Here is a 25796-nt window from a genome sequence, read left to right as displayed (position 1 = left end):
TTTCGCATCGCTCGTCCGGGATCTCGGACGGGCGGGGCAAGCGGTTGCCGACCCCGTGGGCGGGTCGCGGAGGTGTCTCACGTTGTCAGTCGTGGTCATCGCTGCGAGAGCTCTTGACTTAAGCGGTTAATTCTGCCGTCTCATCGCGGTGACCTGCGTGAAAAGCACTGTGGTCAGGCCCACAAGCCGGTGCTACTCTTCCCGCCATGACCTCGATGGACAGTCCGCCTCAGCCCGGCGCGGTCGATGTCGTGGCCCGGCCCACGCTGGATGATGTGGCGCGGCTGGCCGAGGTGAGCCGCAAGACGGTCTCGCGCGTCATGTCGGGCGGGCAGAACGTCGCGCCCGCCACCAGGGACCGGGTGCTGCGGGCGGCCCGCGCGCTGCGGTTCCGTCCCAACGCGGTCGCCCGCGACCTCCGTACGGGCGGCACCTCCCGCACGGTCGCCTTCGTCATCGGCGACCTCACCAACCCGTTCTACGCCTCCGTCGCCTCGGGGGTGGAGCGCGCGCTGGCGCGCCAGGACCTCACGATGCTGCTGGCGGCCACCGAGGACCTGGTGGAGCGCGAGTCCCAGGCGGTCACGGCGATGCTCGAACGCCGGGTCCGCGCCCTGCTGTTGGTGCCCATCGCCGACGACCACTCCTATCTGGACGGGGAGCGGGAGCTGGGCACCCCGATCGTCGCGGTGGACCGCCCGCTGTCGCACGCGGTCAGCGACCTGGTGACGCTGGACAACCGGGGCGGTGCCGCCCAGGCGGTGCGCGCGCTGGTGGACGCGGGCCACCGGCGGGTCGCGTTCGTCGGCTCCTCCTCGCGGCTGCGGCCGCACGCGGAGCGGCGCAGCGGCTACGAGGACGTGCTGCGGGCGGCCGGGATCCCGGCCGACCCGGAGCTGATCCGGCAGGACGCCGCGGACGTGGAGGGCGCCGAGGCGGCGACCCGCCAACTGCTGGCGCTGCCGGACCCGCCGACCGCCGTCTTCACCGCGAACAACCGGGCCACCGCCGGCGCGGCCCGCGCCCTGCGGGCCCATCCCTCCCGGGTGGTGCTCTTCGGCTTCGACGACTTCGAGCTGGCGGAGGCGATGGACGTCAGCGTCGTCGCCTACGACCCGACGCGGATGGGGGAGGCCGCGGCGGAGTTGGCCCTGGAGCGCCTGGGGCGGCCCTCCCGCACCACGGAGCAGGTCACGCTTCCGACCTATCTGCGGACGCGCGGCGACATCACGCCCGCGGGCTGAGCCGCCCGTCCCAAGGGCGGACGCGCGGCCGGGGCGTGGCGGTCCCGCGCCCGGTCCGGCCGCCGGTATTCCGGGCGCATTCCGGGCGCCGCATTCCGTGCCGGGCGAAGTGGGGAAGCGCTCGCCGAATGCCCGTTTCCCGCTCCGTTTGTCACCGTGCGGGCACGACCAAGCGTGCCCCGGGGGGGCCGGATTTCCCTCCGCGGTGCCGGCCGCGCGGGGGTGCGGTGTCTTTTCGTCGGGTCTTTTCGTTCGCCAGAAAGATTGTCGGCCTTCTTGGGTTAGCTTTCCGAAGCCTGGGCAGGTGCGGGCAACTGGGAGACGGCGTCGCCGGCTTCCCCCCTCTCGATCGTTACGAAAAAGCTGCCAGAGGTGCACATGGCCAACGAAAGTTCCTGGACCGAGACGGTTGACGAGAAAGTCAACGACGTCTTCGAGCCGGTATCCGAGGTTCTGGGCGATATCGTCTTCTACGAGGTTCCGGTCTTCGGGGCCGACTTCCCGATCATCGTCGCCTGGCTCGTCGTCGCCGGGCTGATTTTCAGCGTCTACTTCGGGTTTGCCCAGGTACGCCACATCGGCAAGTCGCTGAGGCTGGTCCGAGGCAAGTACGACCAGCCGGACGCCCCCGGGGAGGTCAACCACTTCCAGGCGCTGACCTCAGCGGTCTCCGGGACGGTGGGTCTGGGCAACATCGCCGGCGTCGCGATAGCGGTCTCCATCGGTGGTCCAGGCGCGACGTTCTGGATGATCGTCTGCGGTCTGCTCGGCATGGCGAGCAAGTTCGTGGAGTGCACGCTCGGCGTGAAGTACCGGGAGTTCAACGAGGACGGCACCGTCAACGGCGGGCCGATGCTCTACCTGCGCAAGGGCCTCGCCGAGCGCGGGATGGCCGGCGTGGGCAAGGTGCTGGCGTGGTGCTCCGCGGCGATGCTGCTCTTCTTCACGCTCTTCGGCGGCAACCTCTTCCAGGTCAACCAGTCGCTGGAGCAGCTGGTCTCGGTCACGGGCAAGGACGACAGCTTCTTCGACACCAGCGGCGGCGCCATCTTCTTCGGTCTGCTGGGCGCGGCGCTGGTGGCGCTGGTCCTCATCGGCGGGATGCGCTCCATCGGGGCTGTCACCAGCCGCCTCGTGCCAAGCATGGCCATCCTCTACGTGCTGGCCTGTCTCGCGGTCATCGGCTTCAACATCGGCCAGGTGCCCGACGCGTTCGGCGCGATCTTCTCCGGTGCCTTCAACCCGGAGGGCGTCGCGGGCGGCCTGCTGGGCGCGTTGATCATCGGCTTCCAGCGCGCGGCCTTCTCCAACGAGGCGGGGGTCGGCTCCGCGCCGATCGCCCACTCCGCGGTGCGCACCAAGCGGCCGGCCACCGAGGGCCTGGTGGCGATGATCGAGCCGTTCGTCGACACCGTGATCATCTGCACCATGACCGCCCTGACCATCATCATCGCGGACGGCGGCATGTACAACGACGCGCGTGACGCGGTGGCCAGCGGCGAGGGCGACGGCGTCTCGGGCACCTCGGTGGGCATCTCCATCACCTCCGACGCCTTCGAGACGGCGCTGCCCTGGTTCCCGCAGGTGCTCACCGTCGCGGTGATCCTCTTCGCCTTCTCCACGGTGATCACCTGGGGCTACTACGGCCTGAAGAGCTGGGGCCACATCTTCGGTCACAGCAAGACCTCCGAGCTGATCTACAAGGTCATCTTCTGCTCCATGATCGTGACGGGCGCGCTGCTCTCCCTGGGCGTGCTGGTGGACCTGGCCGACGCGGTCCTCTTCGCCGCGGCGCTCTTCAACATCATCGGGCTCTACCTGCTGGCCCCGGTGGTCAAGCGGGAGCTGGAGAAGGTGCTGGAGTACATCAGGCGCCGGGACGCCGGCGAGAGCGACGCGGAGATCGAGGCGGACGAGGCCCGGCAGGCCGAGGAGCACGCGGGCGGGACCGGGGCCCGGTAACCCGCGCCCCCCGTGCTCGGGTCCGGGGCGGCGGCTCCCCACGCCGCCCCGGACCGGACGGGCACGGCCCGGCGGGGGTCGTTCAACTGGTCAGGTGACCAACTGGGGCGCGTTACCAACCGGGTCAGCTGGACAAGTGGTCAGGTGGTCGGTATGGCCGGCGGACAAGTGGTCAGTTGGTCAGCTGGATAGGTGGTCACCTGGCCGGCTTCCGGCCGGGCGGTCACGCCCCGGCGCTCCTCCGGTGACCCAGCGGGCCAGTTCTGCGGCGACCTCGGTCGGGGAGCGGCCGGTGGTGGTGAACTCCCGGTCGACGAGGCGCCGCAGCTCCCGCGCGTCCGCCAACGCCCCCTCGATCCGCCCCTGTTGCCAGCCGCGCACGGACAGGCGGTCGGCACGGTCGGCGTCCGCGCAGTCCAACCGCGCCCACTCGGCGGGCGGCAGGCCCTCCACGCCCGCCGTCGCCTCCGCCCACTCGGCGGGGGTCAGCGGGCAGGTCACCAGCACGGGCCTCCCGGCGCGCAGCAGCAGGGAGACGACCCGCGCCCAGAGCCCGTTGTAGGAGGGCCACAGCGCGCTCGCCGCCGGGGAGGCGATCACCGTGCCGAGCAGCCGGCCGCCGGGTTCGAGCAACTCGTCGAAGTCGACGGCGGCGAACGGTTCGGCTGCCAGGAGCGGCAGCACCGTGGACTTCCCAGAACCGGGGGCGCCGCCGACCAGATGAAGCCCCGCCATCGCGCGCCCTCTCCCTCGCCGGGCCGTGCCGGAACCCGGCACGAACGGTCCCCGATCATGCCAGGCCGGGCCAGGACCGGGGCGGCGCGGGCCCGCGGGCGCCGCGGTCCGCTCAGTCGCCGGGGTCCGCCGCCGGGCCGATCGCCACGTTGTCGAAGGTGGCGAGCGCCGTGCCCTCGCCGGACGAACCGCCCGCGACCGTCAGGCCGTTGGCGCCGGAGGAGTGGGTGTCGTCGGTGGCGGTGAGCAGCGGCTCGGCGGCCTCGTCGAGATGGACCGCGATCCGGTCGCCGACCGCGGTGACCCGCACCCGGTGGGTCTCACCCGGCGCGAACTCCACCGGTACGGCCGCCAGTTCGGTCGTCTCGCCGCCGACCAGGCCGAGCGTCAGCCGGTCGGCGGCGAGCGTCACCCGGTAGCCCTCGTACGCGCCGCTCGCCGCGTCCAGCCCGGTGGCGCGGAAGATCAGTCCGCCCTCGGCCCCCTCGTCGGCCAGCGTGACGTCGGCCGCGTATTCCAGGTCCCCGAAGTCGGTGTCCTGGGTGGTCACCCCGCCGGGCGCGGCGCCGGTGTAGCCGCCGTCCGCCGCGGACCACGCCCCCTCGCCCCAGGCGCGCCAGCCGTACGCGTTGCCGTCGTCGAAGTTGTCGGCCACCCGCATCTCGACGGGGCGGATCGTGCCGTCGGCCTCGAAGCGCATCCGGTCGTAGGCGAGCACCCGGTGGTTGCCGTCGGTCTCGCTGAGCGGCCTGCGGTGGTAGAAGATGTACCAGATGTCCGTGCCCGGCACGTTGATCACCGAGTTGTGGCCCGAGCCGCGCGCCACGGCGGGATCCTGTTCGAGCACCCGGGCGATCCGCTCGAAGGGGCCGGTGGGGGAGTCGGACATGGCGTACGACACCGAGTAGTCGGGACCGGTCCAGCCGCCCTCCGACCACATCAGGTAGTAGGTCCCGTCCCGCTTGAACATGAACGAGCCCTCGACATAGTTCTCCGGGGTGATCTCCCGGAAGGTCGTCCCGTCGTCGAAGGCGCCCAGACTGGTCATGTCCGCGTTGAGCTTGACCACGTTGGCGTGGCCCCAGCCGCCGTAGTACAGGTAGGCCTGCCCGTCGTCGTCCAGGAACACGTCCTGGTCGATGGGCTGGGCGCCGTTGTGGAACGCGTCGATCAGCGGATGGCCCAGCGCGTCCCGGTAGGGACCCTCGGGCCGGTCGGCGACGGCCACCCCGATGCCCCCGGTCTCCTCGTCGCTCTGGATGTCGTTGGCGCCGAAGTACAGGTAGTACCGCCCGTCCCGTTCGATCGGCGCCGGGGCCCACAGGGCCCGCTCGGCCCAGGAGACGTCGGCGATGTCCAGCACCCTCTCGTGATGTGTCCAGTTGACCAGGTCGGTGGAGGAGAAGGCGTCCAGGAACGTCTGCTCCTCGTAGCCGCGCGACGTGGTCGGGAAGACCCAGTAACGCCCGTCGTAGTAGACCGTGTCGGGGTCGGCATACCACCCGTCGACGAACGGGTTGCCCGCTTCCGCGGTGGTCAGGTCGGGCCCGGAGGGCCCGGCGGCCGGCGTCCCGGGTGGCGACTGGTCCGGTGCGGCGTGCGAACCGGCGGCGGACGCCGTGGGCAGGGCGAGAAGCGTGGCGACGGAGAGAACGGCCGCGAGCGTGCGGGGACCTGGCATGGGGAAGGACCCTTCCTCGGGACGGTGGGGGACGGGCGCGGGGGCGGGTCCGCTCGTGGAGGAGGGACCGACACGGTGGGCGAGGGGCCGGCGTGGTGGTGGGGGGCGAACCGGAGCGGCGTCGCAGAGTGTTGGCGCGCGGGCGATCTCCGTCAAGCCCTCGCGTCCGGTTCCGGACCGCCCGGCCGTAGTCTCTTCGGGGTGACCGCCCGGTGGGACGTCCCCGCCGGGACCGGAACCGGAACCGGGACCTGGACCGGAAGCGGCAGGAAGGACGCGCGCGTGACGCGAGGCGAAGCGACCCCCGACGAGCCCGAGGTGCTGTTGACCAGGCGGGGCCGGCTCGGACTTGTCACCCTCAACCGCCCCCGCGCGCTCAACGCGCTCAACCACGCCATGGTGCGCGGTCTCGCCGCCGCCCTTGAGGCGTGGGCGGACGATCCCGAGGTGGCGACGGTGGCGATCACCGGCGCCGGCGAACGCGGCCTCTGCGCCGGCGGTGACATCCGCGCCATCCACCGCGACGCCACCTCGGGCGCCGTCGACGCGGGGGCGGCCTCCGCCGCGTTCTGGCGCGACGAGTACCGGCTCAACGCGCTGGTCGCCCGCTTCCCCAAGCCCTATGTGGCGCTGATGGACGGCATCGTGATGGGCGGTGGCGTCGGCGTCTCGGCCCATGGCGACGTGCGGGTGGTCACCGAACGCTCCCGGGTCGCCATGCCGGAGACCGGCATCGGCTTCACCCCCGACGTCGGCGGCACCTGGCTGCTGGCCCACGCGCCGGGTGAGCTCGGCACCCATCTCGCCCTGACCGGCGGGGAGATGACCGCCGGCGACGCGTTGCACTGCGGGTTCGCCGACCACCACGTGCCGGCCTCGGCGCTCTCCGCGCTGCTCGCCGACCTCGCCACCACCCCGGCCGGGTCCGCGGTCGCCGCCCACGCGACGCCCGCCGCGCCCGCGGCGTTGCCCGAGGCCCGCGCCTGGATCGACGCCTGCTACGCGACCGACGACGTGGCCGAGATCGTCGCCCGCCTCAGGGCCCGCCCCGAGGAGGCGGCCCACCGGGCCGCCGCCACCCTGGAGACCCGCTCGCCGACCTCGCTGAAGGTCACCCTGGGCGCCGTCCGCCGCGTGCGCCGGCTCGGCCTGAGCCTGGAGCAGGCCCTGGAGGCCGAGTACCACGTCTCCCGCGCCCTGCTGGCCAGCCCCGACCTGGCCGAGGGCGTGCGCGCCCAGGTCGTCGACAAGGACCGCTCCCCCCGCTGGCGCCCGGCCACCCTCGGTGAGGTCACCGCATCCGACGTCGCGCGCTATCTGACCATTCCCGAGGACGCCCCGGGACTGGGCTTGACCAGTGGTTGACCACCCGGCCGTCCCAGCTCCGGACTTGACCAGTGGCTGATCACCGGGCGCGACCACTGACCTGACCACCGGGACTGGTCATCTCACCGGACGGCGTCTGCCTGACCACTGGTCATCGCGTCACCCCCGCCCGTCGGCGCGGGGCGGGGGGCGGGAGGTCCGCGCGGCCAGGGCCTAGGCTCGGGCGCATGGCGAGATACCTTGACGTCCACCCGGAGAACCCGCAGCGCCGCGTGATCGCCCAGGCGGTCCGGATCCTGAGCGAGGGCGGGCTGATCGTCTATCCGACAGACTCCTGCTTCGCGCTCGGCTGCCTGCCGGGCAACGCGGAGGGGCTTGACCGCATCCGCACGATCCGGCAGCTGGACAGCCGCCACCACTTCACCCTGGTCTGCCGCGACCTCACCCAGCTCGGCCAGTTCGTCCGGCTCGACAACACCGCCTTCCGCTCCATCAGGGCGGCCACGCCCGGCAGTTACACGTTCATCCTGCCGGCCTCGAAGGAGGCCCCCCGACGGGTGCTGCACCCCAAGCGCCGCACCGTCGGCGTGCGCGTCCCCGAACACCCCGTGGTGCGGGCGCTCCTGGCCGAGCTGGACGAACCGCTGCTCTCCAGCACGCTGTTGCTGCCCGACCAGGAGGAGCCGCTGACCCAGGGGTGGGAGATCAAGGAACGCCTTGACCACGTGGTGGACGCCGTCCTGGACTCCGGCGACTGCGGCACCGAGCCCACCACGGTCGTCGACTTCTCCGAAGGCGAGGCCGAGATCGTCCGCCGAGGCGCCGGCGACCCGAGCCGCTTCGAGTAACGCCGCCGGTTCAGCCGCGGCCGGCCCCGGTCCCGGGGGCGTCCGCCAGCAGAAGGCTGACCTGGGTGCCCAGCTCGCGGAAGCCCAGCGCCGCGGCGACGCTCCGGGACGCCGGGACCCGGGCACGCCACTGCGGGACGAGTCCCGCCGCGAGGGCGTGCGCGACGGCCGCCGAGGCCGTCGTCCTGGCCAGGCCCCGGCCCCGCCACCGCGCGCCGGTCAGCACGCAGACGTGTGCCACGCCGCCCGGCCACCGTTCGTACCCGGCGGCGGCGACCACCCGGCCGCCGTCCCGCACCGCGAACGCCGGAGAGGTGATCCCGTCGAGGCTCGCCTCGCCCACCTCCTCGCGGCTTGCCAGCTCCGCCAGCCGCGCCAGGTCGGCGTGGCGGGCCGGCAGCCGTTCGACCGGCACCCGCGCCGGGGCCGCCCGGGGCCGGAACCCCTCCGCCGAGACATACGCCAGCGCAGCGGGGCCCAGCACCTCCGCCACCGGCAGCGCCCCGCGCACCGCGTCCGGTGCCGGCCGGGCGCCGACCGGCAACGTGTCCAGCGCCGCGCGCACGGCGGCGGCGCTCGGGCGGGACGGCGCCGTCGCGATCCCCGCGCCCTCCAGCGTCACCACGCCGACCCAGCCGGGCGGGCACAGGCCGGAGTCCGGCGCGACCACGACGTTCACCTCGCCCGTGGCGGGGAACGACACCGGCACGCCGGCCCACCCCTCCCACCGGGCGCGGACATCCGTGATCAACCCGTGCGTCGCCATGCGCCCCACTCTGGCACCGCGTCCCGCCGCCCGGCCAGGTGATTCCGCGCGCCCGCCGGCTCCTTCCGCACGGGCGGAAGTCGGTCTTTGGGGCGGCCCCGGGCGGGGCATGATCGCCGTCTTTGGGGCGGCCCCGGGCGGGGCATGATCGCCGTGGCAGGCGGGGCAGGACCGGGAAAGCGGAGGACTCATGGACGTACGGGCTCGTCGGGGGCGCTGGGCGGCGGTGCCGGTGGTGTTGGCGGCGGTGTGGGGACTGGCGGCCGTCCCCTCGTCGGCGGCGGAGACGGCGGCCGGCACGTCGGCGACGGCCGGCGACCCGCCCCGCGTCGCGGCGGCCGGCGGCGAGCCGATCGTGGAGCCGTTGACGGAGGGCTTCGCCCCCGAGGGGGTGGCGATCGACGCGGAGGGCCCGACGGACGTCGTGCAGAAGGTGATCACCATCCCGCCCGGCGGCACCACCGGCTGGCACACCCACCAGGGGCCGCTGCTGGGCGTGATCGAGTCCGGCACGCTCACCAGGACCCTGGACGACTGCTCCGTCGAGGTCTCGGGACCCGGTGACGCCCTGGTCGAGCCGCACGGCGCCGACCACGCCCACGTCGGCCGCAACCTCGGCGACGAGCCCGTGGTGCTCTACGCGACCTATGTGCTCCCGCACGGCGCGCCGCTCTCCGAACCCGCCGAGGACCCGGGCTGCCCTGAGTAGCGCGGAACGCCGCGACGACCCACGCCGGCGCGGGCCCGCTCGACCGGAGGGCCTTAACGCTGGTTCACTGCTCTGCACCGACGAAACGCCACCCGTACGCCCCGGCGAACCCCGGGCGCGCGGGTCGGCGGGCCACCCACACCCGCCACCCAGGAGGAACCATGGTGACCATGCCGTCCGAGACGCCGACCCGCCCCGCGACCGCCGGGGACGAGGCCGACGAACTCCTCGCCCTCACCCGCCGGGTGGCGGCCCGCGAGGTCAGGCCGCCGGCCGCCGAGGAGGAGGAGGCCGGCGTCTTCCCGCGCGAGACGTTCGCCCTGCTGTCGAGGACCGGCCTGCTGGGCCTTCCCTACCCGACGGAGTACGGCGGGGGCGGTCAGCCCTACGAGACCTATCTGCGGGTGCTGGAGGAGCTGGCGGCCGCCCGGCTGACCGTGGGACTCGGGGTGAGCGTGCACACCCTCGCCTGCCACGCGCTGGCCGGCTTCGGGGACGCGGCGCAGCGCGCCCGCTGGCTGCCGGCGATGCTCGGCGACGCGCTGCTGGGCGGCTACTGCCTCTCCGAGCCCACCGCCGGTTCCGACGCCGCCAGCCTGCGCACCCGCGCGGTCCGCGACGGCGACGCGTGGGTGATCACCGGCACCAAGGCGTGGATCACGCACGGCGGGATCGCCGACTTCTACACCGTGCTGGCCCGCACGGGCGAGGAGGGGCCGGGCGGCATCAGCGCCTTCCTGGTGCCGGGCGACGCGCGGGGGCTGACGGCGGCGAAGCCGGAACGGAAGATGGGCATGGGCGGATCGCCCACCGCGCAGCTGCACTTCGACGGGGTGCGGGTCGAGGACGCCCGCCGGCTGGGGGAGTTGGGGCGCGGTCTGCCGATCGCGCTGGCCGCCCTCGACGCGGGACGGCTGGGCATCGCGGCCTGCGCGGTCGGGTTGGCCAGGGCGGCGCTGGAGGAGGCGACGGCGTTCGTCGTCAGGCGGCAGCAGTTCGGCCGCCCGGTCAGCGACTTCCAGGGCACCCGCTTCCTGCTGGCCGACCTGGCCACCGGGATCGAGGCCGGCCGCGCGCTGCTGCTGTCGGCGGCGCGGCTGAAGGACGCGGGCCGCCCGTTCACCGCCGAGGCCGCCATGGCCAAGCTGTTCTGCACGGACCACGCGATGCGGGTGACCGTCGACGCGGTCCAGCTGATGGGCGGCTACGGCTACAGCGCCGACTACCCGGCCGAGCGCTACCTGCGCGAGGCGAAGGTGCTCCAGATCGTGGAGGGCACCAACCAGATCCAACGACTGGTCGTCGCGCGGCAGTTGCTCGACGGGGCGCGCGTCGGGGAGTGCGCCGGGGACTGAGCGGTCAGGCCGCCTGCCGCAGCGCCGGCGCGGGCCCCGAGGCGTGGGAGAACGGCTGGAGCCGCCAGTCGAGCCCCTCCGGCAGCGTCGCCAACGCCAGCGAGTCGCCCCGCGCCGGCCGCGTCCAGGTCAGCGTCCAGCCGGTCGCGGCGGGCTCCCGGCCGGAGCCGGGGCAGACGGTCAGCCCGAAGGGCTGCCACGGGGTGGCGACCAGCGCGTGGGAGGGCAGCGGCGCGTCCGCCGCCTCCAGGGCGATCGAGCGGGAGCAGTCGGGGCAGACCGCCCGTGCCGCGTCGGCGTCGGCCGGGTCCTGCTCCGGCTCGGCCGCCTCGAACGCCTCGACGAGTCGGCGCTCGTCCGCGCCGGTACGCCGGGGTGGTTGAACAGTGGGCATTTATCCCCCTTGGATGGCACATCCGGTGGCCACTGCAAGAGTTGCCCGTGACGATCGGCGGATAATCACCCGTCAGGCCGCCCCCCTCGACGAGGGAAGGTGGTCTTCGTCACATTTCGGCGACGAACGGTTGTTCCCCGCCGGGGCGGCGTGCCCGCCGGCCCGCCCGCCCCGGCGCGAACGCCCGGAAAGCGTCCAGCGCCCCGCCCGCCGTGCGGGTAGGTTACGGACTCGTGAGTGACCTATCGGAGGACCTGGACCGGCGCATCGTCGAACTGCTCGTCAGGGACGGACGGATGAGCTACACCGACCTGGGCAGGGCCACCGGCCTGTCCACCTCCGCCGTCCACCAGCGCGTCCGCCGGCTCGAACAGCGCGGGGTCATCCGCGGCTACACCGCCCTCGTCGACCCCGAGACCCTCGGGCTGGGGACGACCGCGTTCATCTCCGTGAAGCCGTTCGACCCCAGCGCCCCCGACGACACCGCCGACCGGCTCGCCGAGGTCCCCGAGATCGAGGCGTGCCACAGCGTGGCCGGCGACGAGAGCTACATCCTCAAGGTCAGGGTCGGCGCCCCCGCCGAGCTGGAGCACCTGCTGGCCCGCATCCGCTCCCTCGCCGGCGTCTCCACCCGCACCACCGTGGTCCTCTCCACTCCCTACGAGGCCCGCCCGCCCCGGATCTGACCCCCGCCGCGCCCGGTACCCCGCGGCGGGCGCGAGACTAGCGGGCATGACCCGACGCACCACCTCCGCCACGGCACCCTCCACGCTGCTGCGGCGGGGCGAGATCCACAGCCCGGCCGACCCCTTCGCCACCGCCATGCTGGTGACCGGCGACCGCGTCGCCTGGCTCGGCTCCGAGGCCGCCGCCGACGCCCTGGCCGACACCGCCGACCACGTCGTCGACCTCGACGGCGCCCTGGTCGCCCCCGCGTTCACCGACGCGCACGTCCACACCACCGCCGCCGGCCTGGCCCTCACCGGCCTCGACCTCACCGAGGCCGCCTCCCTCGACGCCGCGCTGGCCGCCGTCCGCGCCTACGCCGCGACCCGCCCCGCCGGCGAGGTGCTTCTCGGCCACGGCTGGGACTCCGCGCGCTGGCCGGAACGCCGCGCCCCCCACCGGGCCGAACTGGACGAGGCGGCCGGCGGGCGACCCCTCTACCTCTCCCGGGTCGACGTCCACTCGGCGCTCGCCACCACCGCCCTGCTCGACCTCGTCCCCGGCGTGACCGCCCGCGACGGCTACGCCGCCGACCGCCCGCTGACCGGCGACGCCCACCACGCGGTGCGCGCGCACGCGTTCGGCGCCCTCACCGGCGCGCGCCGGACCGAGGCCCAACGCGCCACCCGCGCCCGGGCGGCGAGCCTGGGTATCGGCGCGCTCCACGAGTGCGGCGGCCCGGAGATCTCCAGCGAGGAGGACCTGGTCGCCCTCCTCCGGCTCGCCGAGGACGAGCCGGGGCCGCGCGTACTCGGCTACTGGGCCGAGCTGGTCACCGACCCGAAGGACGCCCTGCGCGTCGCCGAGCTGGGCGCCGTCGGCGCCGCCGGGGACCTCTTCGTCGACGGCTCCCTCGGCTCCGGCACCGCCCATCTGTGCGCGCCCTACGCGGACGGCGGGACCGGCACCGGCCTGGCACACCTCACCGAGGAGCAGATCGCCACCCACGTCGCCCTGTGCACCGAGGCCGGGCTCCAGGCCGGCTTCCACGCCATCGGCGACGCGGCCGTCACCGCCGTCGTGCGCGGGGTGCGCGCCGCCGCGGACCGGGTCGGCGCCGCACGGGTGCGGGCGCTGCGCCACCGCGTCGAACACGCCGAGCTCCTCACCGGCGAACTGGTCGCCGCGCTGGCCGAACTCGGCCTGGTCGCCTCCGTCCAGCCCGCCTTCGACGCCGCCTGGGGCGGGCCCGACGGCATGTACGCCGACCGCCTCGGTGCCGAACGGGCCGCCGCGCTCAACCCGTTCGCCGCGCTGGCCCGCGCCGGGGTGCCGCTGGCGTTCGGCTCGGACGCGCCCGTCACCCCGCTCGACCCCTGGGGCGCGGTGCGCGCCGCCGCCTACCACCGCACGCCCGCCCACCGGATCTCGGTGCGCGCCGCGTTCACCGCGCACACCAGGGGCGGCTGGCGCGCCGTCGGCCGCGACGACGCCGGCGTCCTGGTGCCGGGCGCGCCCGCCGACTACGCGCTCTGGGACACCGGCGCGCTCCTCGTCCAGGCGCCGGACGACCGGGTGGCCCGCTGGTCCACCGACCCGCGCTCCGGCACCCCCGGGCTGCCCGACCTCACCCCGGGTACCCCGGCGCCCCGCTGCCTGCGTACCGTGGTCGGGGGCCGGACCGTGTACGACCGGCTGAACGAGTGATCCCGGTCCAGGCCGATACCGCCGAAGGACGGGTAGCGCCGCGCCGGGAACGCCGCCCGTGCTCGGCACTGACCTGCCGTTTTGAGGAAAACGCCCTGGTGAGACGGATGTTGACAGCCAGCGGGCCTCCGGGGGTAGGTTCGGCCGGGTCCACCACAGGACGTCCGGCCGGCGCACCTTCACGCAGTCGTCGAACGCTGCTGGGCCAGAGGGCGGGCGCCGACCCGGCGCCCTGCCACCGGGAGCCAGGTCCAGTGTCCGCGGCACGGGGACGGGAGGCACCGCCTGGTCGGCTGGTGCGACCCGGGCGGGGCCCGGACGCTCAGTAGACAACGGCTTTCGGTCGACCCGCAGCCAGCGGGTCCCGGGTCGGACCGAAGGGCGCCGGGCTCCGGCCCGCAGACGTCCCCGACGGCTTCGGGGAGCCGACCACCGGCCTCGTCGTCCCGGGCGGGTTGTCGTGCTCGCCCGCCTGGTGGGTTCCCGCGCGGTCCCCCGCGGTTCCCGCGGCCCTCCCGGGCGGCGGGGGTGGGCTGCCGGTGACGGCGCTTCGCGTCGTTCGCGGTACGGTCGTTTCTCACCGCCCCGCTCTTGAGGAGAGGCCACGACCGTGGTGCTATCCGGCCCAGAGACGACCACCAGGGACGAGTCGGACGACCGGCGCGCCCGGCCCAAGGCCCCGCGCGGGCCGGCCGACGGCGCCCCGGCGCGCCGTCCCCGCTGGCCTCGTCGGCTGCTCGCCGCCCTGCGGCACGACTGGCTGGCCACCGTGCTCGCGGCGCTCGCCGGCCTCGCGCTGGTGCCGGCCTTCCCGCCCTACGACGTGTGGCCGCTGTCGCTGGTGGCCGTCGCCGCGCTCTCCCTGCTGACCAGGGGGCGCAGCGCCCGCAGGGGCGGCTGGCTCGGCTTCGCGATGGGTCTGCCGTTCTTCTTCGGGCTGCTCAGCTGGCTGCGGGTGGTCGGCTGGGACGCGACGTTCGGGCTCTCCGTGATCCAGGCGCTGTTCTTCGTCCCGCTCGGCGCCGGGCTGGCCGCCACGGCGCGGATGCGCGCCTGGTGGCTGTGGGCCGCCTGCCTGTGGGTGGCGGAGGAGTGGGCCAGGGGCCGGGTGCCGTTCGGCGGCTTCCCGTGGGGGCGGCTGGCGTTCGCCAACACCGACACCCCCTACACCCCGCTGGCCGCGCTCGGCGGCGCGCCGCTGGTCACGTTCGCCGTCGCGTTCACCGGCACGCTGCTGGCCTGGGCGGGCGTCCGCCTGTGGCATCTGCGGCGCGCCGGTCTGCTCACCCCGCGCGAGGCGCTGCCCGCGCTCGGCGGCGCCGGACTCGCCGTGGCCGTGGGCGCCAGCGGCTACGCCGTGCCGGTGCCCACGGCGGCGGACGACACCGCGCGGGTCGCCGTCGTGCAGGGCAACGTCCAGCAGCCGGGCATGGACTTCCTGGGCCGTCCGATGATGATCCTCAACAACCACGTCGAGGCGACCCGGCAGCTCGCCGACGACGTCGCCGCAGGCCGCGTCGAGCAGCCCGACCTGGTGCTGTGGCCGGAGAACGCCTCCGACCTCGACCCCTACCGGCGCCCCGAGGCCTACGCGGCCATCGACGGCGCGGTCCGCGCCATCGGGGTGCCGGTCCTGGTGGGCGCCCTGGTCGACCACCCGACCGAGGAGGGCTACGTCGAGAACCAGGGCATCGTCTGGGACCCCGAGAACGGGCCCGGCGACTCGTACACCAAGCAGCACCCCGTGCCGTTCGGCGAGTACGTGCCCTTCCGCGACCAGCTGTCCACGGTGATATCCCGGCTGGACCGGGTGCCGCGCGACTTCTGGCCCGGGGACCACTCCGGTGTGCTGGACGTGGGCCCCGCCCGTCTCGGCGACGTGATCTGCTTCGAGGTCGCCTACGACGGCATCGTGACGGACACCGTCAACGACGGCGCCCGCGCCCTGGTCGTGCAGACCAACAACGCCACGTACGGCAACACCGGCCAGCCCGAGCAGCAGTTGGCCATGTCGCGGCTGCGCGCCGTCGAGCACGGCAGGGCCGTGGTGACCGTGGCGACCAGCGGGATCAGCGCGGTGGTCAGGCCCGACGGCTCCCTGGAGCAGCGCACCGAGGAGTTCACCCAGGACGTGCTGACCACCGAGCTGCCGCTGCGCGACGGCCGCACGGTCGCCGACCGGGTGGGCGCGGCCCCCGAGTGGTCGCTGGCCCTGGGCGGCCTGCTGGCCTGGGCCTGGACCGGCCTCGGTCCCCGCCTGGCACGCCGCCGGAACGGCGCGAGCGGCGCGGCCGGCCCGGCCGACGCGCACGACGCCGGCGAGAGAGACACGGCCGCCGAGGGCGGTGGCGCAGAGCGGAAGGAGTGAGCGGGTGAGGGAGGACGCGCGGGGCCTTCCGCCGCTGGGCCGGGTCCTGGTGGTCATCCCGACGTACAACGAGGCGGACAACCTCCCGCCCCTGGTCAGACGGCTGCGCGCGCTGATGCCGGCGTGCGACGTGCTGGTCGCCGACGACGACAGCCCCGACGGCACCGGCAAGCTCGCCGACGAGCTGTCCGCCGCCGACCCCGGGGTCCACGTGCTGCACCGGCCGGGCAAGGAGGGACTGGGCGCCGCCTACCTGGCCGGTTTCCGCTGGGGCGTGGAACGCGGCTACGGCGTGCTGGTGGAGATGGACGGCGACGGCTCGCACCAGCCGGAGGAGCTGCCCCGGCTGCTGACCGCTCTCGCCTCGGCCGACGTGGTGCTCGGCTCCCGCTGGGTGCCGGGCGGCCGGATCGTCAACTGGCCGCGCTACCGCCAGTTGCTCTCCCGGGGCGGCAGCGCCTATTCACGGCGGGTGCTCGGCCTGCCGATCAGGGACGTGACCGGCGGCTACCGCGCCTTCCGGGCGGGGGTGCTGGACGAGGCGCTGCTGCACGACGTGGCCTCGCAGGGCTACTGCTTCCAGGTGGACCTCGCCCACCGGGCGATCCGGGCGGGGCACCGGGTGGTCGAGGTGCCGATCACGTTCGTCGAGCGGGCCCACGGCAACAGCAAGATGAGCCGGGACATCGTGGTCGAGGCGCTGTGGCGGGTGACCGCGTGGGGGATCGCCGCCCGACTCGGTGGATCGCCCCGACGCCAGGCACACTTGCACCATGACATCCGGGAGTCCTGACCCGTACAGAGGCCGACGCACGGGCGCGACGCGCGCCGTCGGCCGCCGCCGTGGCCCGCTGGCCCTGCTGCCGCTGGCGGTGGCCGCCTGGGCGCTGTTGGAGATCTGGCTGCTGATGCTGCTCGGCCAGGCCGCCGGTGGCCTGACCGTCTTCCTGGTGCTGGTCGCCGGGGTACTGGCGGGCGCGCTGGTCATCCGGCACGCCGGCCGGCGCGCCTGGCAGCGGCTGGCGGCCCAGGCCAGGGGGACGGCCGAGCCCGGCACCCGTTCGCCCGCCGGCGGCGGGGTGCTCACCATGCTGGGCGGCCTGCTGCTGATGCTCCCCGGGCTGCTGTCCGACGTGGTCGCGCTGCTGTGCCTCTTCCCGCCGACCGCCAAGCTGATCCGCGGCTCCGCCGCGCGCGCCGTCGAGCGGCACACCTGGCCGGTGGGGCCCGCCTTCCGCGCGGCCGGCGAGGCCGGCCGGCGGATGCGCCACCCGGACGGCCGTGTCGTCCAGGGCGAGGTCGTCCGCGACGACGACGAGCCGGACGAGGACCGCGACCGCCGTCCCTGACCGCCCGGATCCCCGGCGGGGGGAAACGGCACGAAGGCCCGGGTCACCGACGTGACCCGGGCCTTCCGTGTCTCTGTGGGGGGCTCCCCGCGCGCGGGGGCCCGGCCGCCTAGGCGGACTTGCGGCTGTCGCGCGGGTGGACCGCGATGTTCATCGCGCCGGAACGCAGCACCGCCAGCCGCTCGGCCAGCACCTCTTCCAACTCCTCGCGGGTGCGCCGCTCCATCAGCATGTCCCAGTGCGTCCGCGCGGGCTTCCCCTTCTTCTCCTCGGGGCCCTCGCCGTCCACCAGCAGGGCCTGGGAGCCGCAGACCTTGCACTCCCACTCCGGAGGAATCTCGGCCTCCACCGAGAACGGCATCTCGAAGCGATGGCCGTTCTGGCATTGGTACTCCACCGCCTGACGCGGCGCGAGGTCGATACCGCGATCGGTCTCGTAGCTGGTCACCACGAGCCGCGTGCCACGCAGAGCTCGCTCACTCATGAATCGTGCCTCCCGGGCTGGTCGCCCACAGGACAGGTGTCGCTGTCATCATCAATCAGGTCAACGTCCGGTCGGCGGCGAAGATTCCCGTCGTAGGTCATACGTCGCCCGTCGTACCGACCCTTCTTGTACCCACCGTCGCCCGGTTTGTCACATCTGAGAGGGGATGTCACCCGGCGTCCGCAGAGGATGGCTCGTTGTCACGGTCCACCCGGCGGGACCAAAGGCGTACAGTACCCCGCTTGCCCCGGTCTTCGAAATCCATTGTCCCGCCCGTGTCGCCCCCGGCGGCGGGCCGCGCCAGGACCCGCAGAAAGAACTGGGCGAGCGGCCCGATCGCCAGCGCGTAGACCACGGTCCCCGCACCGGCCGTGCCGCCGAGGGCGATGCCGACCGCCAGGACCGCGATCTCGATGCTCGTCCGCACCAGCCGGACCGAGCGCCCGGTGACCCTGCTCAACGCCGTCATCAGGCCATCCCTGGGGCCGGCGCCGAACCGGGCCGAGAGGTAGAGGCCGGTCGCCAGGCCGTTGAGCGCCACCGCGCCCAGCATCAGCGGTATCTGCCCGGCCAGCGGGGTCACCGGCGGGACGAGGGCGGCCGTGGCGTCCAGGGAGAGGCCGACCAGCAGCACGTTGGAGACCGTGCCGAGCCCGGGGCGCTCGCGCAGCGGCCACCAGAGCAACAGCAGCAGCAGACCTGTGATGTTGACCACCAGGCCGAGGGAGAGGCCGGTCCTCTCGCCCACCCCCTGGTGGAACACGTCCCACGGGACGAGTCCCAGACCGGCCCGCAGCAGCAGTGCGGCGCTGGCGCCGTAGAGCAGCAGGCCGAGGTAGAGCTGGACCAGGCGGCGTGACAACCGGCTCATCGGGCAGGTCCTTCTGGTTGAATTGGACTGACTGAGAGCTAGCCTCTGGCCTGATCTTGGGTCGGTGGTACGTCCAATCCGAGTAAGGTGGACCGATTTTCATGGCTGAGTGGACCTCGACGGTCGGAACCGGCCAACTCGCGCGGCTGCTCCACTCCCAGGACGGCTACGGCCGGACCTCCGGCGGCTCCCGGAAGACCCCCGCCTATCGCGCCCTCGCCGACGGCGTGCGGCTGCTGGTGCTGGAGGGCCGCGTCCCGGTCGGCGCGCGGCTGCCGGCCGAGCGCGAGCTGGCCGGCGCCCTCGCCGTCAGCAGGACCACCGTGGCCGCCGCCTTCGAGGCGCTGCGCGGCGAGGGCTTCCTGGAGTCCCGGCGTGGCGCGGGCAGTTGGACGGCCGTCCCCGCCGGCCGCCCGCTGCCGGCGCGCGGCCTGGAGCCGCTGCCGCCCGAGGCCGTCGGCTCGATGATCGACCTCGGCTGCGCCGCGCTCCCCGCGCCCGAGCCCTGGCTGACCCGCGCCTGCCAGGCCGCGCTCGCCGAACTCCCGCCCGCCGCCGCCACCCACGGCGACTTCCCGGCGGGCCTGCCCGCCCTGCGCCGGGCCCTCGCAGACCGCTACACCGAGCGCGGCGTGCCCACCATGCCGGAGCAGATCATGGTCACCACCGGCGCCATGGGCGCGATGGCCGCGCTGTGCCGGATGTTCGCCGCGGGGGAGCGGGTCGCCGTCGAGCACCCCTCCTACGCCAACGTCCTCCAGCTGATGCGTGACGCGGGCGCGCGGCTGATCCCCGTGCCGATGACGGGAGCCGCGCCCCACTGGGACCTCGCCGCCTGGCGGCGCACCCTCACCGAGGCGGCGCCGCGCATGGCCTACGTGGTCGCCGACTTCCACAACCCGACCGGCGCCCTCGCCGACGAGGAACGCCGCCGCGAGCTGGTGTCCGCCGCCAGGTCCGCCGGCACCACGCTGGTCGTCGACGAGACGATGGTCGACCTCGCGCTGGACGAGGAGCCGGCCCGCCGGATGCCGCGCCCGATGAGCGCCTTCGACCACGGCGGCGCCGGCGTCATCACCGTCGGCTCGGCCAGCAAGTCGATCTGGGCCGGGTTGCGCATCGGCTGGGTCCGCGCCGCCCCCGAGGTGATCAGGGGCCTGATCTCCCGCCGCGCCTACGCCGACCTCGGCAGCCCCGTCCTCGAACAGCTCGCCGTCACCTGGCTGCTGACCTCGGGCGGCTGGCACGACGCGGTCGCCCAGCGCCGCGACGAGATCGGGGCCAGCCGCGCCGACCTGGTGCGGGCGCTGCGCCGGCGGCTGCCGGACTGGGAGTTCGCCGTGCCGCCCGGCGGGCTGACCCTGTGGGTGCGCACCGGCGGCCTCTCCGGCTCCCGGATCGCCGAGGCCGGCGAACGGTGCGGCGTGCGGCTGCCGTCGGGGCCGCGCTTCGGCGTCGACGGCGCCTTCGAGGGCTATGTCCGGCTGCCGTTCACCGTGCGGGGCCCCGTCGCCGACGAGGCCGCCGCCCGGCTGGCGCGGGCCGCCGAGGCCGTCGCCCGCCACGGCGTCCCCGACCAGCAGCTGCCCGCCGGCTACACCAGCTGACCGCCGCGCCTCACGGCTCGACCGGCCCCTGGAGGAACTGGAGGTAGTTGCCCACCGGGTCGGTGATCGTGGAGAAGTACCAGCCGTCGCCCGCCTCCTCCACCGGCCGCACCCAGGTCACGCCGAGCGCGTTCAGATGGCGCTCGGCGGCGCGGATGTCCCGCACCGTGATGTTCACCAGCATCCGGCCCGGCTCGGCCGCCCGCTCGGCGACGTCGTCCCGCTGGTCGAAGCCGATGACGGCGCCGGGGCCGACCGTCAGCAGATGCTCCTCCCAACGGGCGCCCAGCGGCTCCAACGCCGCCCGGTACCAGGCGACGAGCTTCTCGACGTCCGTGCCGCAGACCAGGATGCCCAGGCCGTTGACGTTCTCGTGTGGCATGTCCTTCTCGCCCTTCCTCGGTGTCCGGCGCCCGTCCCCTGTGGACGACCACCGGAAGGGCAGACCGGGCCGGCCGCGGAAACTCATCGGTGCGGCGGGGCCCCGCCCGGGTGGGGTCCCGGCCCGGGGGGCGCACGCTGGGCCCGGCGGGAGGAAGCAGGGCCCGGCTCGCCTCGGGGGGCGAGCCAGACCCGGTGGGGAGCCGCCGGGGGCGCCGGGAACGGCCGGCCGCCCCCGCCTACTTCGCGTCGGCGTAGCACGTGACCGTCGCCGTCGTGAACGGGAACGCCACCGGCACCTCCCCGAAGGCCAGCCGCCCCGCCGAGGCGGCCGCCTCGGCCACGGCCGCCACCACGCGCTCCGCCTCCTCCGCGGGGCAGTGCACCACCACCTCGTCGTGCTGGAAGAAGACCAGCTCCGCCGCGCACCCCCGCAGCTCCCTGCGCAGCGCGGCCAACAGCAGCAGCGCCCAGTCGGCCGCCGACCCCTGGACCACGAAGTTCCGCGTGAAGCGGCCCCTGGCCCGCGCCGAGGCCCCCACCCCCGGGGCGTCCTCGTCCCCCGCCGGGGAGGTGCGCCCCAGCCAGGTGCGGACCGGCTCGCCGCGCTCCCCGGCGCGGGCCGCCTCGTCGACGCAGGCCACCGCGGCCGGGAACCGCCGCCGCAGATCGGCCAGATGACGCAGTCCGTCGCCCGAGGTCTGGCCGTAGATCGCGCCCAGCAGCGCCAGCTTGGCCGCCGCACGGTCCCAGCCCCCCGCCTGCCCGGCCAGCCGGCCGTACAGGTCCTCCGGGCCGGCCGCCACCGCCATCAGGCCGCGGTCGCGGGAGATCGCCGCCAGCACCCGGGGCTCCAACTGGGCGGCGTCCGCCACCACCAGCCGCCACCCCGGGTCGGCCACCACCGCGCGGCGCACCACCTTCGGGATCTGCAACGCGCCGCCGCCGTGCGTCGTCCACCGGCCCGACATCGTGCCGCCCACCACGTACTCCGTGCGGAACCTCCCGTCCCGCACCCACTCCCGCAGCCAGGACCAGCCGTGCGCCGTCCAGATCCGGTACAGCCGCTTGTACTCCAGCAGCGGCGCCACCGCCGGATGGTCCACCTCCCGCAGCTCCCACGCGCGGGTGCTGCCGATCCGGATCCCGGCCCTGGCGAACGCCCGTATCACCTCCGCCGGCAGATCGGGCCGCACCCGGGCGCCGCCGCCGAACGCCGAGGAGACCTCCTCGGCCAGCTCCGCGAGCCGCCGGGGCTCCGACCCGCCGGGGTAGCGCTCGCCCAACAGCTCGTCCAGCAGCCGCCGATGGATGTCGGCCCGCCACGGCAGGCCCGCCGCCCGGAGCTCGGCCGCGACCAGCGTCCCCGCCGACTCCGCCGCCAGCAGCAGCCGCATCCGCTCCGGATGCCGCGCCAGGCCGGTCCGCTCGCGCTGCCCGGCGTACACCGCCAGCAGCGCCTCCATCGGGTCCGCTTCCCCCGGCAGCGGGGCCGGCGCCGCCTCGAAGAGCGACGGCTGCTCGTTCGGCGCGCCCGGCGGTGGATCGGCCGGCTCCGGGAGCCTCCGCAGCCGCGCCCACGCCGCCGCCAGGGAACGGGGCCGCCCCCACGCCCCCTCGTGCCCCAGCAGCAGCGCCTCCGCCGCCTCCACGTCATGGCACCGCTCCACCCGCACCCCGGCGGCCAGCAGCTCCGGGTAGACCGCGGCCGTCGCCCGCCACACCCAGCGCGTCACCCACGGCCGTCCGCGCACCGCCGCCACCGCGTCCCGCTCCGCCCGCACCGCGCCGGCCGGACGGCCCCCGGCGTCCAGCGGGCAGACCCGCGCCGAGCCGTCCGGATACTCAGCCAACGCGCAGTGCGCCACCCGCTCCTCGCTCACGCGGGCGATTCTGGCAGCGGCCACTGACAATCCGGCCGAAGCCGGGAGCCGGGGCGGCGACCCGCCTCTAGGCCGGGCGCTGGTCCGGCGTCTCGCCGCCCGCGATCAGCAGCTCGGCCAGGTGCGCCCCGACCTCCTCGCGGTCGGAGTCCGGCAGCCCGCCGTCCGTCACCCAGGTGTCCACGTCATCCAGCGAGGCGAACGAACTCAGCCCCGTCGTCCCCCACTTGGTGTGGTCGGCGACCACCACCACCCGCCGCGCCGAACGGATGAAGTGCCGGTTGGTCTCCGCCTCCGCCAGGTTCGGCGTGGAGAGGCCCGCCTCGACCGAGATCCCGTGCACCCCGAGGAAGAGCACGTCGAAGTGGAGCGAGGCGATCGCCGCGTCCGCCACCGGACCCACCAGCGAGTCCGACGGCGTGCGCACCCCGCCGGTGAGCACCACCCGCGCCGCGTCGCCCCCGTCCTGCCCGGCGCCCGCGTCGCCCGCCTGCCGCGCGTGGTGGAACACGTCGGCGACCCGCACGGAGTTGGTCACCACCGTCAACTCCGGCACCTCAAGCAGCTCGTGCGCCACGGCGAAGGTCGTGGTGCCACCGGACAGCGCCACCGCGCTCCCCGGGGTGGCCAGGCTCGCCGCCGACCGGGCGATCGCGCTCTTGGCCGACAGCTCCAGCGCCGACTTCGCCTCGAATCCGGGCTCGTGCGTGCGGCGTTCGGGAACCGGCACGGCCCCGCCGTGCACCTTCTCCAACGCCCCCTGCCTGGCCAGCACGTCGAGGTCCCGACGGACCGTCATGTCCGAAACCTGCAACATGCGTGTCAGCTCGCTCACCCGGATGCCGCCCCTGCGGCGCACCTCGTCCAGGATGAGCGCCCGCCGCTGGCCCGCCAGCAGGTTCTGGTTGTCGCTCACAGGACCTTCCACCTCCTCGGTGCGCCACATCCTGCCATGGTGACATCAACCCCTCGGAGGCGGTTCACCACGGCCTCGCGGGAGAGAGATCCAGACAGGCAGGCACGCGGGGTGCGTGCCGGGCAGGGGAGACGATGACGGATCGGCAGTCGGTGGGGGAGGGCGCGTCCGGGGCGCGAGGGCTCGGAGGGCCGGAGCCCGCCATGGAGTTACTGGTCCACGGCGTCGGCGGAGCCACCCCGCAGCAGATGCTGGAGGACGCCCGCACCACCCGGATCACGGGCGACGCGACCGCCAGCGTCCACCGCAGAACGGACGACCTGGACGACCGGCCCTGGGACGACGCGCGCCCCGTCCGCGAGGCCTACTCCTGGTCCAACCTCACCTCGGGGAACGGCACTCGGGCGCTGTGGCTGCTGCTCCTGCCGTTCATGATCGTCAACGTGGCGCACTGGATGCGCCCCTCGGGCCGCACGGGGGAGCGCACCAACCGCCACTACGACCTGCTGGTGCGGCTGACCGCGCTGTCCCTCACCGTGCTCCTGACCGCCGGCGCGTGCGCCGTCTCCCTGGACCTGGTCGCCTGGCAGTGCGCCGGGGCGGAGCCCTGTGCGCGGAGCGCCGCCTGGATCGAGCCCTGGGCGACCGACCCCTGGTGGGGGCAGCCCGGCCGCCGGCTGCTGCTCGGCAGCCTGCTGCCCGTGGCGCTGCTGGTCCTGCTGTGGTGGCTCTCCCACCGCACCTGGAGCGCCTACGAGTCGGCGTCCCCGCCGGTCAGGCCGCGCACCGACGGCGACGACGCGGCGCTGAGCCTCCCCGGATTCTGGTACGGCCGGGTGCTGGTCGCGCGGCTGCGCGCCGGCCACACCGCCGCCGGACTGCTCACCGTCGCGACCGCCCTGGTCTACGCCACGGGGGTCCACGACCGGGGCACGGACGGCGATCCCGTGGTGGCGGGCGTCGGGCTGCTGCTGACCGCGTGCACCGTCGCCGGCTGGCTGGTGCTGCTGGTCCAGCAGCTCCGCCACGGCCGCAGCGAGAGCGAACGCGACGAGCGCCCCGAGCCGCCGGCCGCCCGCGCCCTGCCCTGGGGCGCGATGGCGCTGCTGGTGCTCGTGCTGGCGCACACCGCCTGGAGCCGGCCCGCGTGGTCCAGCTCCGGCCGGCTGCCGCTGGGCAGCGAGGTGTTCCCCGCGCTGGTCGTCGCCCAGGGCCTGCTGGTGGTCGCCCTCGCCTGGGTGGCGTTCCGGCTGCACCGGCAGGCGCGCGACGGGGAACGCGGCGCGCTGCTCGGGCTCGGCGGCGCGGCCGTCGCGCTGCTCGCCTGCGCGCTGGGCGGCGTCTTCACCGGAGGGGTGGCGCAGCGGATCGCCGACTGGCTCGACCCCTCCGCCGCGCCGGGAGCGCCCGAGGCGCGCATCGCGGGACCGCCGGTGATGCTCAGCTGGGAGGCGGCGGCGATCCCGCCGCTGCTGCTGGTGGTGCTCGTCCTCGCGCTGGTCGCCGTGGGCCGCGTGGTCCACCGGCGCAACGAGCTGGCCCCCACGGTCAGGGACCGCTACCCCGACGAGTCCTGCGCGCCGGACGCGGACCGGAACCGCCGCATCGCCTCGGCCACCGCCCGCGCCGAACTCACCGAGTCGGCAGGCCCGTTGGTCGGCTGGATCGCCGGGACGAGCCTGCTGCTCGGCCTCGGCGCGGTGGCCGGCACGCTCACCCGCGAGACCCCGTCCGAGGCGGCCGACGGCGGCCCGGCCGCCCTGGAGGCCGTCGCCGACGCCTGCCAGACGCTGGGCTCGTGGCTGATGGGATTCGGCGTGATACTGCTGCTGGCGCTCGGCCGCCGCGCCTACCGGGACGCGGGGGCGCGGCGCACCGTCGGCATCCTGTGGGACGTCGGAACGTTCTGGCCGCGGGCCGCACACCCGTTCGCGCCGCCGTGCTATGCCGAGCGCGCGGTGCCCGACCTGTCGTGGCGGATGGGCACCTGGATCGACGCGACCGGCGGGCGGCTGGTCATCTCCGGCCACTCCCAGGGCAGCGTGCTGGCCGCGGCGGCGGTCTGGCAGCTGGACACCGCCACCCGCAGCCGGATCGCGCTGCTGACCCATGGTTCGCCGCTGGAACGGCTCTACGGGCGGTGGTTCCCCGCGTACTTCGGCCCGGGGGCGTTGCGCGCGCTCCACCGGGACCTGCCGTGCTGGCGGAACCTGTGGCGCGAGACCGACCCCATCGGGGGGCGGGTGCGGGTCGCCGAGGGCGAGGAACGGCCGGTCGACCGGCCCGCGTTGGCGGACCCGCTGCACTACGGCCGCAATCTGCGCTCCCCGCTGCCGGAGCCGATCCTCGGCCACGGCGACTACGCGGCGGACCCCGCGTTCGCGGAGGAGCGCGCCGCGCTGATGCGGCGGCTGCCGCTGGGCAGCGCGCCGCTGCCGACGCAGTCCGCGGGCCCCCTGGAGTCGACGCCGACCGAGGGGTGAACGACGACGGCGGTGCCTGGCCGGCCAGGGTGGGCGGTCGCCCTCGCCCCGGTGGGTGGTT

22 protein-coding genes are annotated in these 25796 nt (G+C 74.9%); 13 read left to right on the top strand and 9 right to left on the bottom strand.

All coding sequences use genetic code 11. The annotated features are described in order from the left end of the window. The first annotated feature begins 206 nt into the window (after nucleotides 1–206). Both CRP51_RS19570 and CRP51_RS19565 read left to right on the top strand, forming a co-directional pair. On the top strand, nucleotides 207–1244 hold the full coding sequence (locus CRP51_RS19570; RefSeq protein ID WP_097232568.1) for a LacI family DNA-binding transcriptional regulator: 1038 nt from the start codon (nucleotides 207–209) through the stop codon (nucleotides 1242–1244). A 378-nt stretch (nucleotides 1245–1622) separates the two neighbouring features. Then, nucleotides 1623–3206, top strand: coding sequence for an alanine/glycine:cation symporter family protein (locus tag CRP51_RS19565; protein ID WP_097232567.1), 1584 nt, complete (start codon nucleotides 1623–1625; stop codon nucleotides 3204–3206). A gap of 180 nt (nucleotides 3207–3386) precedes the next feature. On the opposite strand, the gene CRP51_RS19560 is transcribed toward CRP51_RS19565, so the two are convergent. Both CRP51_RS19560 and CRP51_RS19555 read right to left on the bottom strand, forming a co-directional pair. Further along, nucleotides 3387–3941 (bottom strand): P-loop nucleotide/nucleoside kinase family protein, encoded by a 555-nt coding sequence (locus tag CRP51_RS19560; RefSeq protein WP_097232566.1) that lies wholly within the window; start codon nucleotides 3939–3941, stop codon nucleotides 3387–3389. 112 nt (nucleotides 3942–4053) lie between these two features. Beyond that, entirely contained in the window at nucleotides 4054–5622 is a 1569-nt protein-coding gene (locus tag CRP51_RS19555; protein WP_097232565.1) for a family 43 glycosylhydrolase, read from the bottom strand. 282 nt (nucleotides 5623–5904) lie between these two features. Between CRP51_RS19555 and CRP51_RS19550 the strand changes: the two genes are divergently transcribed. Together CRP51_RS19550 and CRP51_RS19545 are read left to right on the top strand one after the other, a co-directional pair. Beyond that, complete coding sequence (locus CRP51_RS19550; RefSeq protein ID WP_170970609.1) at nucleotides 5905–6987, top strand: enoyl-CoA hydratase/isomerase family protein; 1083 nt, start codon at nucleotides 5905–5907, stop codon at nucleotides 6985–6987. 188 nt (nucleotides 6988–7175) lie between these two features. Continuing rightward, on the top strand, nucleotides 7176–7796 hold the full coding sequence (locus CRP51_RS19545; protein ID WP_097232564.1) for an L-threonylcarbamoyladenylate synthase: 621 nt from the start codon (nucleotides 7176–7178) through the stop codon (nucleotides 7794–7796). A gap of 10 nt (nucleotides 7797–7806) precedes the next feature. Here CRP51_RS19545 and CRP51_RS19540 read toward each other — a convergent pair whose 3' ends face one another. Continuing rightward, nucleotides 7807–8562, bottom strand: coding sequence for a GNAT family N-acetyltransferase (locus CRP51_RS19540; RefSeq protein WP_097232563.1), 756 nt, complete (start codon nucleotides 8560–8562; stop codon nucleotides 7807–7809). Between the two features lie 190 nt (nucleotides 8563–8752). Between CRP51_RS19540 and CRP51_RS19535 the strand changes: the two genes are divergently transcribed. Further along, complete coding sequence (locus CRP51_RS19535; protein ID WP_097232562.1) at nucleotides 8753–9271, top strand: cupin domain-containing protein; 519 nt, start codon at nucleotides 8753–8755, stop codon at nucleotides 9269–9271. Nucleotides 9272–9441: 170 nt separating this feature from the next. Beyond that, nucleotides 9442–10626, top strand: coding sequence for an acyl-CoA dehydrogenase family protein (locus tag CRP51_RS19530; protein WP_097232593.1), 1185 nt, complete (start codon nucleotides 9442–9444; stop codon nucleotides 10624–10626). Between the two features lie 4 nt (nucleotides 10627–10630). Here the strand turns inward: CRP51_RS19530 and CRP51_RS19525 are convergent, their stop codons facing one another. Further along, nucleotides 10631–11020, bottom strand: a complete 390-nt coding sequence (locus CRP51_RS19525; RefSeq protein WP_097232561.1) for a hypothetical protein — start codon at nucleotides 11018–11020, stop codon at nucleotides 10631–10633. A 233-nt stretch (nucleotides 11021–11253) separates the two neighbouring features. Here CRP51_RS19525 and CRP51_RS19520 point away from each other — a divergent pair, with 233 nt between their 5' ends. The 5 genes from CRP51_RS19520 (at nucleotide 11254) to fxsA (ending at nucleotide 17110) form a co-directional block, all read left to right on the top strand. After that, a complete protein-coding gene (locus CRP51_RS19520) occupies nucleotides 11254–11706 on the top strand; it encodes an Lrp/AsnC family transcriptional regulator (protein ID WP_281259684.1) in 453 nt (150 codons plus the stop codon). Between the two features lie 46 nt (nucleotides 11707–11752). Next, nucleotides 11753–13393 (top strand): amidohydrolase, encoded by a 1641-nt coding sequence (locus CRP51_RS19515; RefSeq protein WP_097232560.1) that lies wholly within the window; start codon nucleotides 11753–11755, stop codon nucleotides 13391–13393. A gap of 613 nt (nucleotides 13394–14006) precedes the next feature. Beyond that, entirely contained in the window at nucleotides 14007–15761 is a 1755-nt protein-coding gene (gene lnt / locus CRP51_RS19510; protein WP_439333195.1) for an apolipoprotein N-acyltransferase, read from the top strand. 4 nt (nucleotides 15762–15765) lie between these two features. Further along, nucleotides 15766–16554: a polyprenol monophosphomannose synthase gene (locus CRP51_RS19505; RefSeq protein WP_097232558.1), complete on the top strand. Its 789-nt coding sequence runs from the start codon at nucleotides 15766–15768 to the stop codon at nucleotides 16552–16554. After that, nucleotides 16535–17110 (top strand): FxsA family membrane protein, encoded by a 576-nt coding sequence (gene fxsA / locus CRP51_RS19500; protein WP_097232557.1) that lies wholly within the window; start codon nucleotides 16535–16537, stop codon nucleotides 17108–17110. Before CRP51_RS19505 ends, fxsA begins: the two co-directional genes overlap by 20 nt. Before the next feature lie 109 nt (nucleotides 17111–17219). Here the strand turns inward: fxsA and CRP51_RS19495 are convergent, their stop codons facing one another. Together CRP51_RS19495 and yczE are read right to left on the bottom strand one after the other, a co-directional pair. Beyond that, nucleotides 17220–17594, bottom strand: coding sequence for an RNA polymerase-binding protein RbpA (locus CRP51_RS19495; protein ID WP_097232556.1), 375 nt, complete (start codon nucleotides 17592–17594; stop codon nucleotides 17220–17222). Nucleotides 17595–17763: 169 nt separating this feature from the next. Beyond that, nucleotides 17764–18465, bottom strand: a complete 702-nt coding sequence (gene yczE, locus CRP51_RS19490; protein ID WP_170970608.1) for a membrane protein YczE — start codon at nucleotides 18463–18465, stop codon at nucleotides 17764–17766. A gap of 101 nt (nucleotides 18466–18566) precedes the next feature. On the opposite strand from yczE, the gene yczR reads away from it, so the two are divergent. Beyond that, a complete protein-coding gene (gene yczR, locus CRP51_RS19485) occupies nucleotides 18567–20072 on the top strand; it encodes a MocR-like transcription factor YczR (protein WP_097232555.1) in 1506 nt (501 codons plus the stop codon). A gap of 10 nt (nucleotides 20073–20082) precedes the next feature. Here yczR and CRP51_RS19480 read toward each other — a convergent pair whose 3' ends face one another. The 3 genes from CRP51_RS19480 to CRP51_RS19470 all read right to left on the bottom strand — a co-directional run bounded on the left by CRP51_RS19480 (nucleotide 20083) and on the right by CRP51_RS19470 (nucleotide 23252). Continuing rightward, nucleotides 20083–20454, bottom strand: a complete 372-nt coding sequence (locus CRP51_RS19480; protein WP_097232554.1) for a VOC family protein — start codon at nucleotides 20452–20454, stop codon at nucleotides 20083–20085. A gap of 238 nt (nucleotides 20455–20692) precedes the next feature. Continuing rightward, nucleotides 20693–22336: a bifunctional 3'-5' exonuclease/DNA polymerase gene (locus tag CRP51_RS19475; RefSeq protein ID WP_245880682.1), complete on the bottom strand. Its 1644-nt coding sequence runs from the start codon at nucleotides 22334–22336 to the stop codon at nucleotides 20693–20695. A gap of 67 nt (nucleotides 22337–22403) precedes the next feature. Then, nucleotides 22404–23252 (bottom strand): DeoR/GlpR family DNA-binding transcription regulator, encoded by an 849-nt coding sequence (locus CRP51_RS19470; protein WP_097232552.1) that lies wholly within the window; start codon nucleotides 23250–23252, stop codon nucleotides 22404–22406. 203 nt (nucleotides 23253–23455) lie between these two features. Between CRP51_RS19470 and CRP51_RS19465 the strand changes: the two genes are divergently transcribed. Further along, nucleotides 23456–25735 carry a hypothetical protein gene (locus tag CRP51_RS19465; protein ID WP_245880681.1) on the top strand — a complete coding sequence of 760 codons (2280 nt, stop codon included), beginning with the start codon at nucleotides 23456–23458 and terminating at the stop codon, nucleotides 25733–25735. Nucleotides 25736–25796 lie beyond the last annotated feature (61 nt).

Origin of the sequence: Streptomyces zhaozhouensis, assembly GCF_900230195.1 — a bacterium.
GTDB classification, from domain to species: domain Bacteria; phylum Actinomycetota; class Actinomycetes; order Streptomycetales; family Streptomycetaceae; genus Streptomyces; species Streptomyces zhaozhouensis.
The sequence above is the reverse complement of the archived record's forward strand: the minus strand, read 5'-3'. Positions and strand labels throughout refer to the sequence as shown.

Bases quoted from the DNA above. Each gene is read 5' to 3' on its own strand.
- CRP51_RS19515 (WP_097232560.1), top strand. From the start codon at position 11,753: ATGACCCGACGCACCACCTCCGCCACGGCACCCTCCACGCTGCTGCGG.
- CRP51_RS19565 (WP_097232567.1), top strand. From the start codon at position 1,623: ATGGCCAACGAAAGTTCCTGGACCGAGACGGTTGACGAGAAAGTCAAC.
- CRP51_RS19545 (WP_097232564.1), top strand. From the start codon at position 7,176: ATGGCGAGATACCTTGACGTCCACCCGGAGAACCCGCAGCGCCGCGTG.
- CRP51_RS19530 (WP_097232593.1), top strand. From the start codon at position 9,442: ATGCCGTCCGAGACGCCGACCCGCCCCGCGACCGCCGGGGACGAGGCC.
- CRP51_RS19540 (WP_097232563.1), bottom strand. From the start codon at position 8,562: ATGGCGACGCACGGGTTGATCACGGATGTCCGCGCCCGGTGGGAGGGG.
- CRP51_RS19480 (WP_097232554.1), bottom strand. From the start codon at position 20,454: ATGCCACACGAGAACGTCAACGGCCTGGGCATCCTGGTCTGCGGCACG.
- CRP51_RS19535 (WP_097232562.1), top strand. From the start codon at position 8,753: ATGGACGTACGGGCTCGTCGGGGGCGCTGGGCGGCGGTGCCGGTGGTG.
- yczE (WP_170970608.1), bottom strand. From the start codon at position 18,465: ATGAGCCGGTTGTCACGCCGCCTGGTCCAGCTCTACCTCGGCCTGCTG.
- CRP51_RS19495 (WP_097232556.1), bottom strand. From the start codon at position 17,594: ATGAGTGAGCGAGCTCTGCGTGGCACGCGGCTCGTGGTGACCAGCTAC.
- CRP51_RS19570 (WP_097232568.1), top strand. From the start codon at position 207: ATGACCTCGATGGACAGTCCGCCTCAGCCCGGCGCGGTCGATGTCGTG.
- CRP51_RS19560 (WP_097232566.1), bottom strand. From the start codon at position 3,941: ATGGCGGGGCTTCATCTGGTCGGCGGCGCCCCCGGTTCTGGGAAGTCC.
- CRP51_RS19525 (WP_097232561.1), bottom strand. From the start codon at position 11,020: ATGCCCACTGTTCAACCACCCCGGCGTACCGGCGCGGACGAGCGCCGA.
- yczR (WP_097232555.1), top strand. From the start codon at position 18,567: ATGGCTGAGTGGACCTCGACGGTCGGAACCGGCCAACTCGCGCGGCTG.
- CRP51_RS19555 (WP_097232565.1), bottom strand. From the start codon at position 5,622: ATGCCAGGTCCCCGCACGCTCGCGGCCGTTCTCTCCGTCGCCACGCTT.
- CRP51_RS19465 (WP_245880681.1), top strand. From the start codon at position 23,456: ATGGAGTTACTGGTCCACGGCGTCGGCGGAGCCACCCCGCAGCAGATG.
- fxsA (WP_097232557.1), top strand. From the start codon at position 16,535: ATGACATCCGGGAGTCCTGACCCGTACAGAGGCCGACGCACGGGCGCG.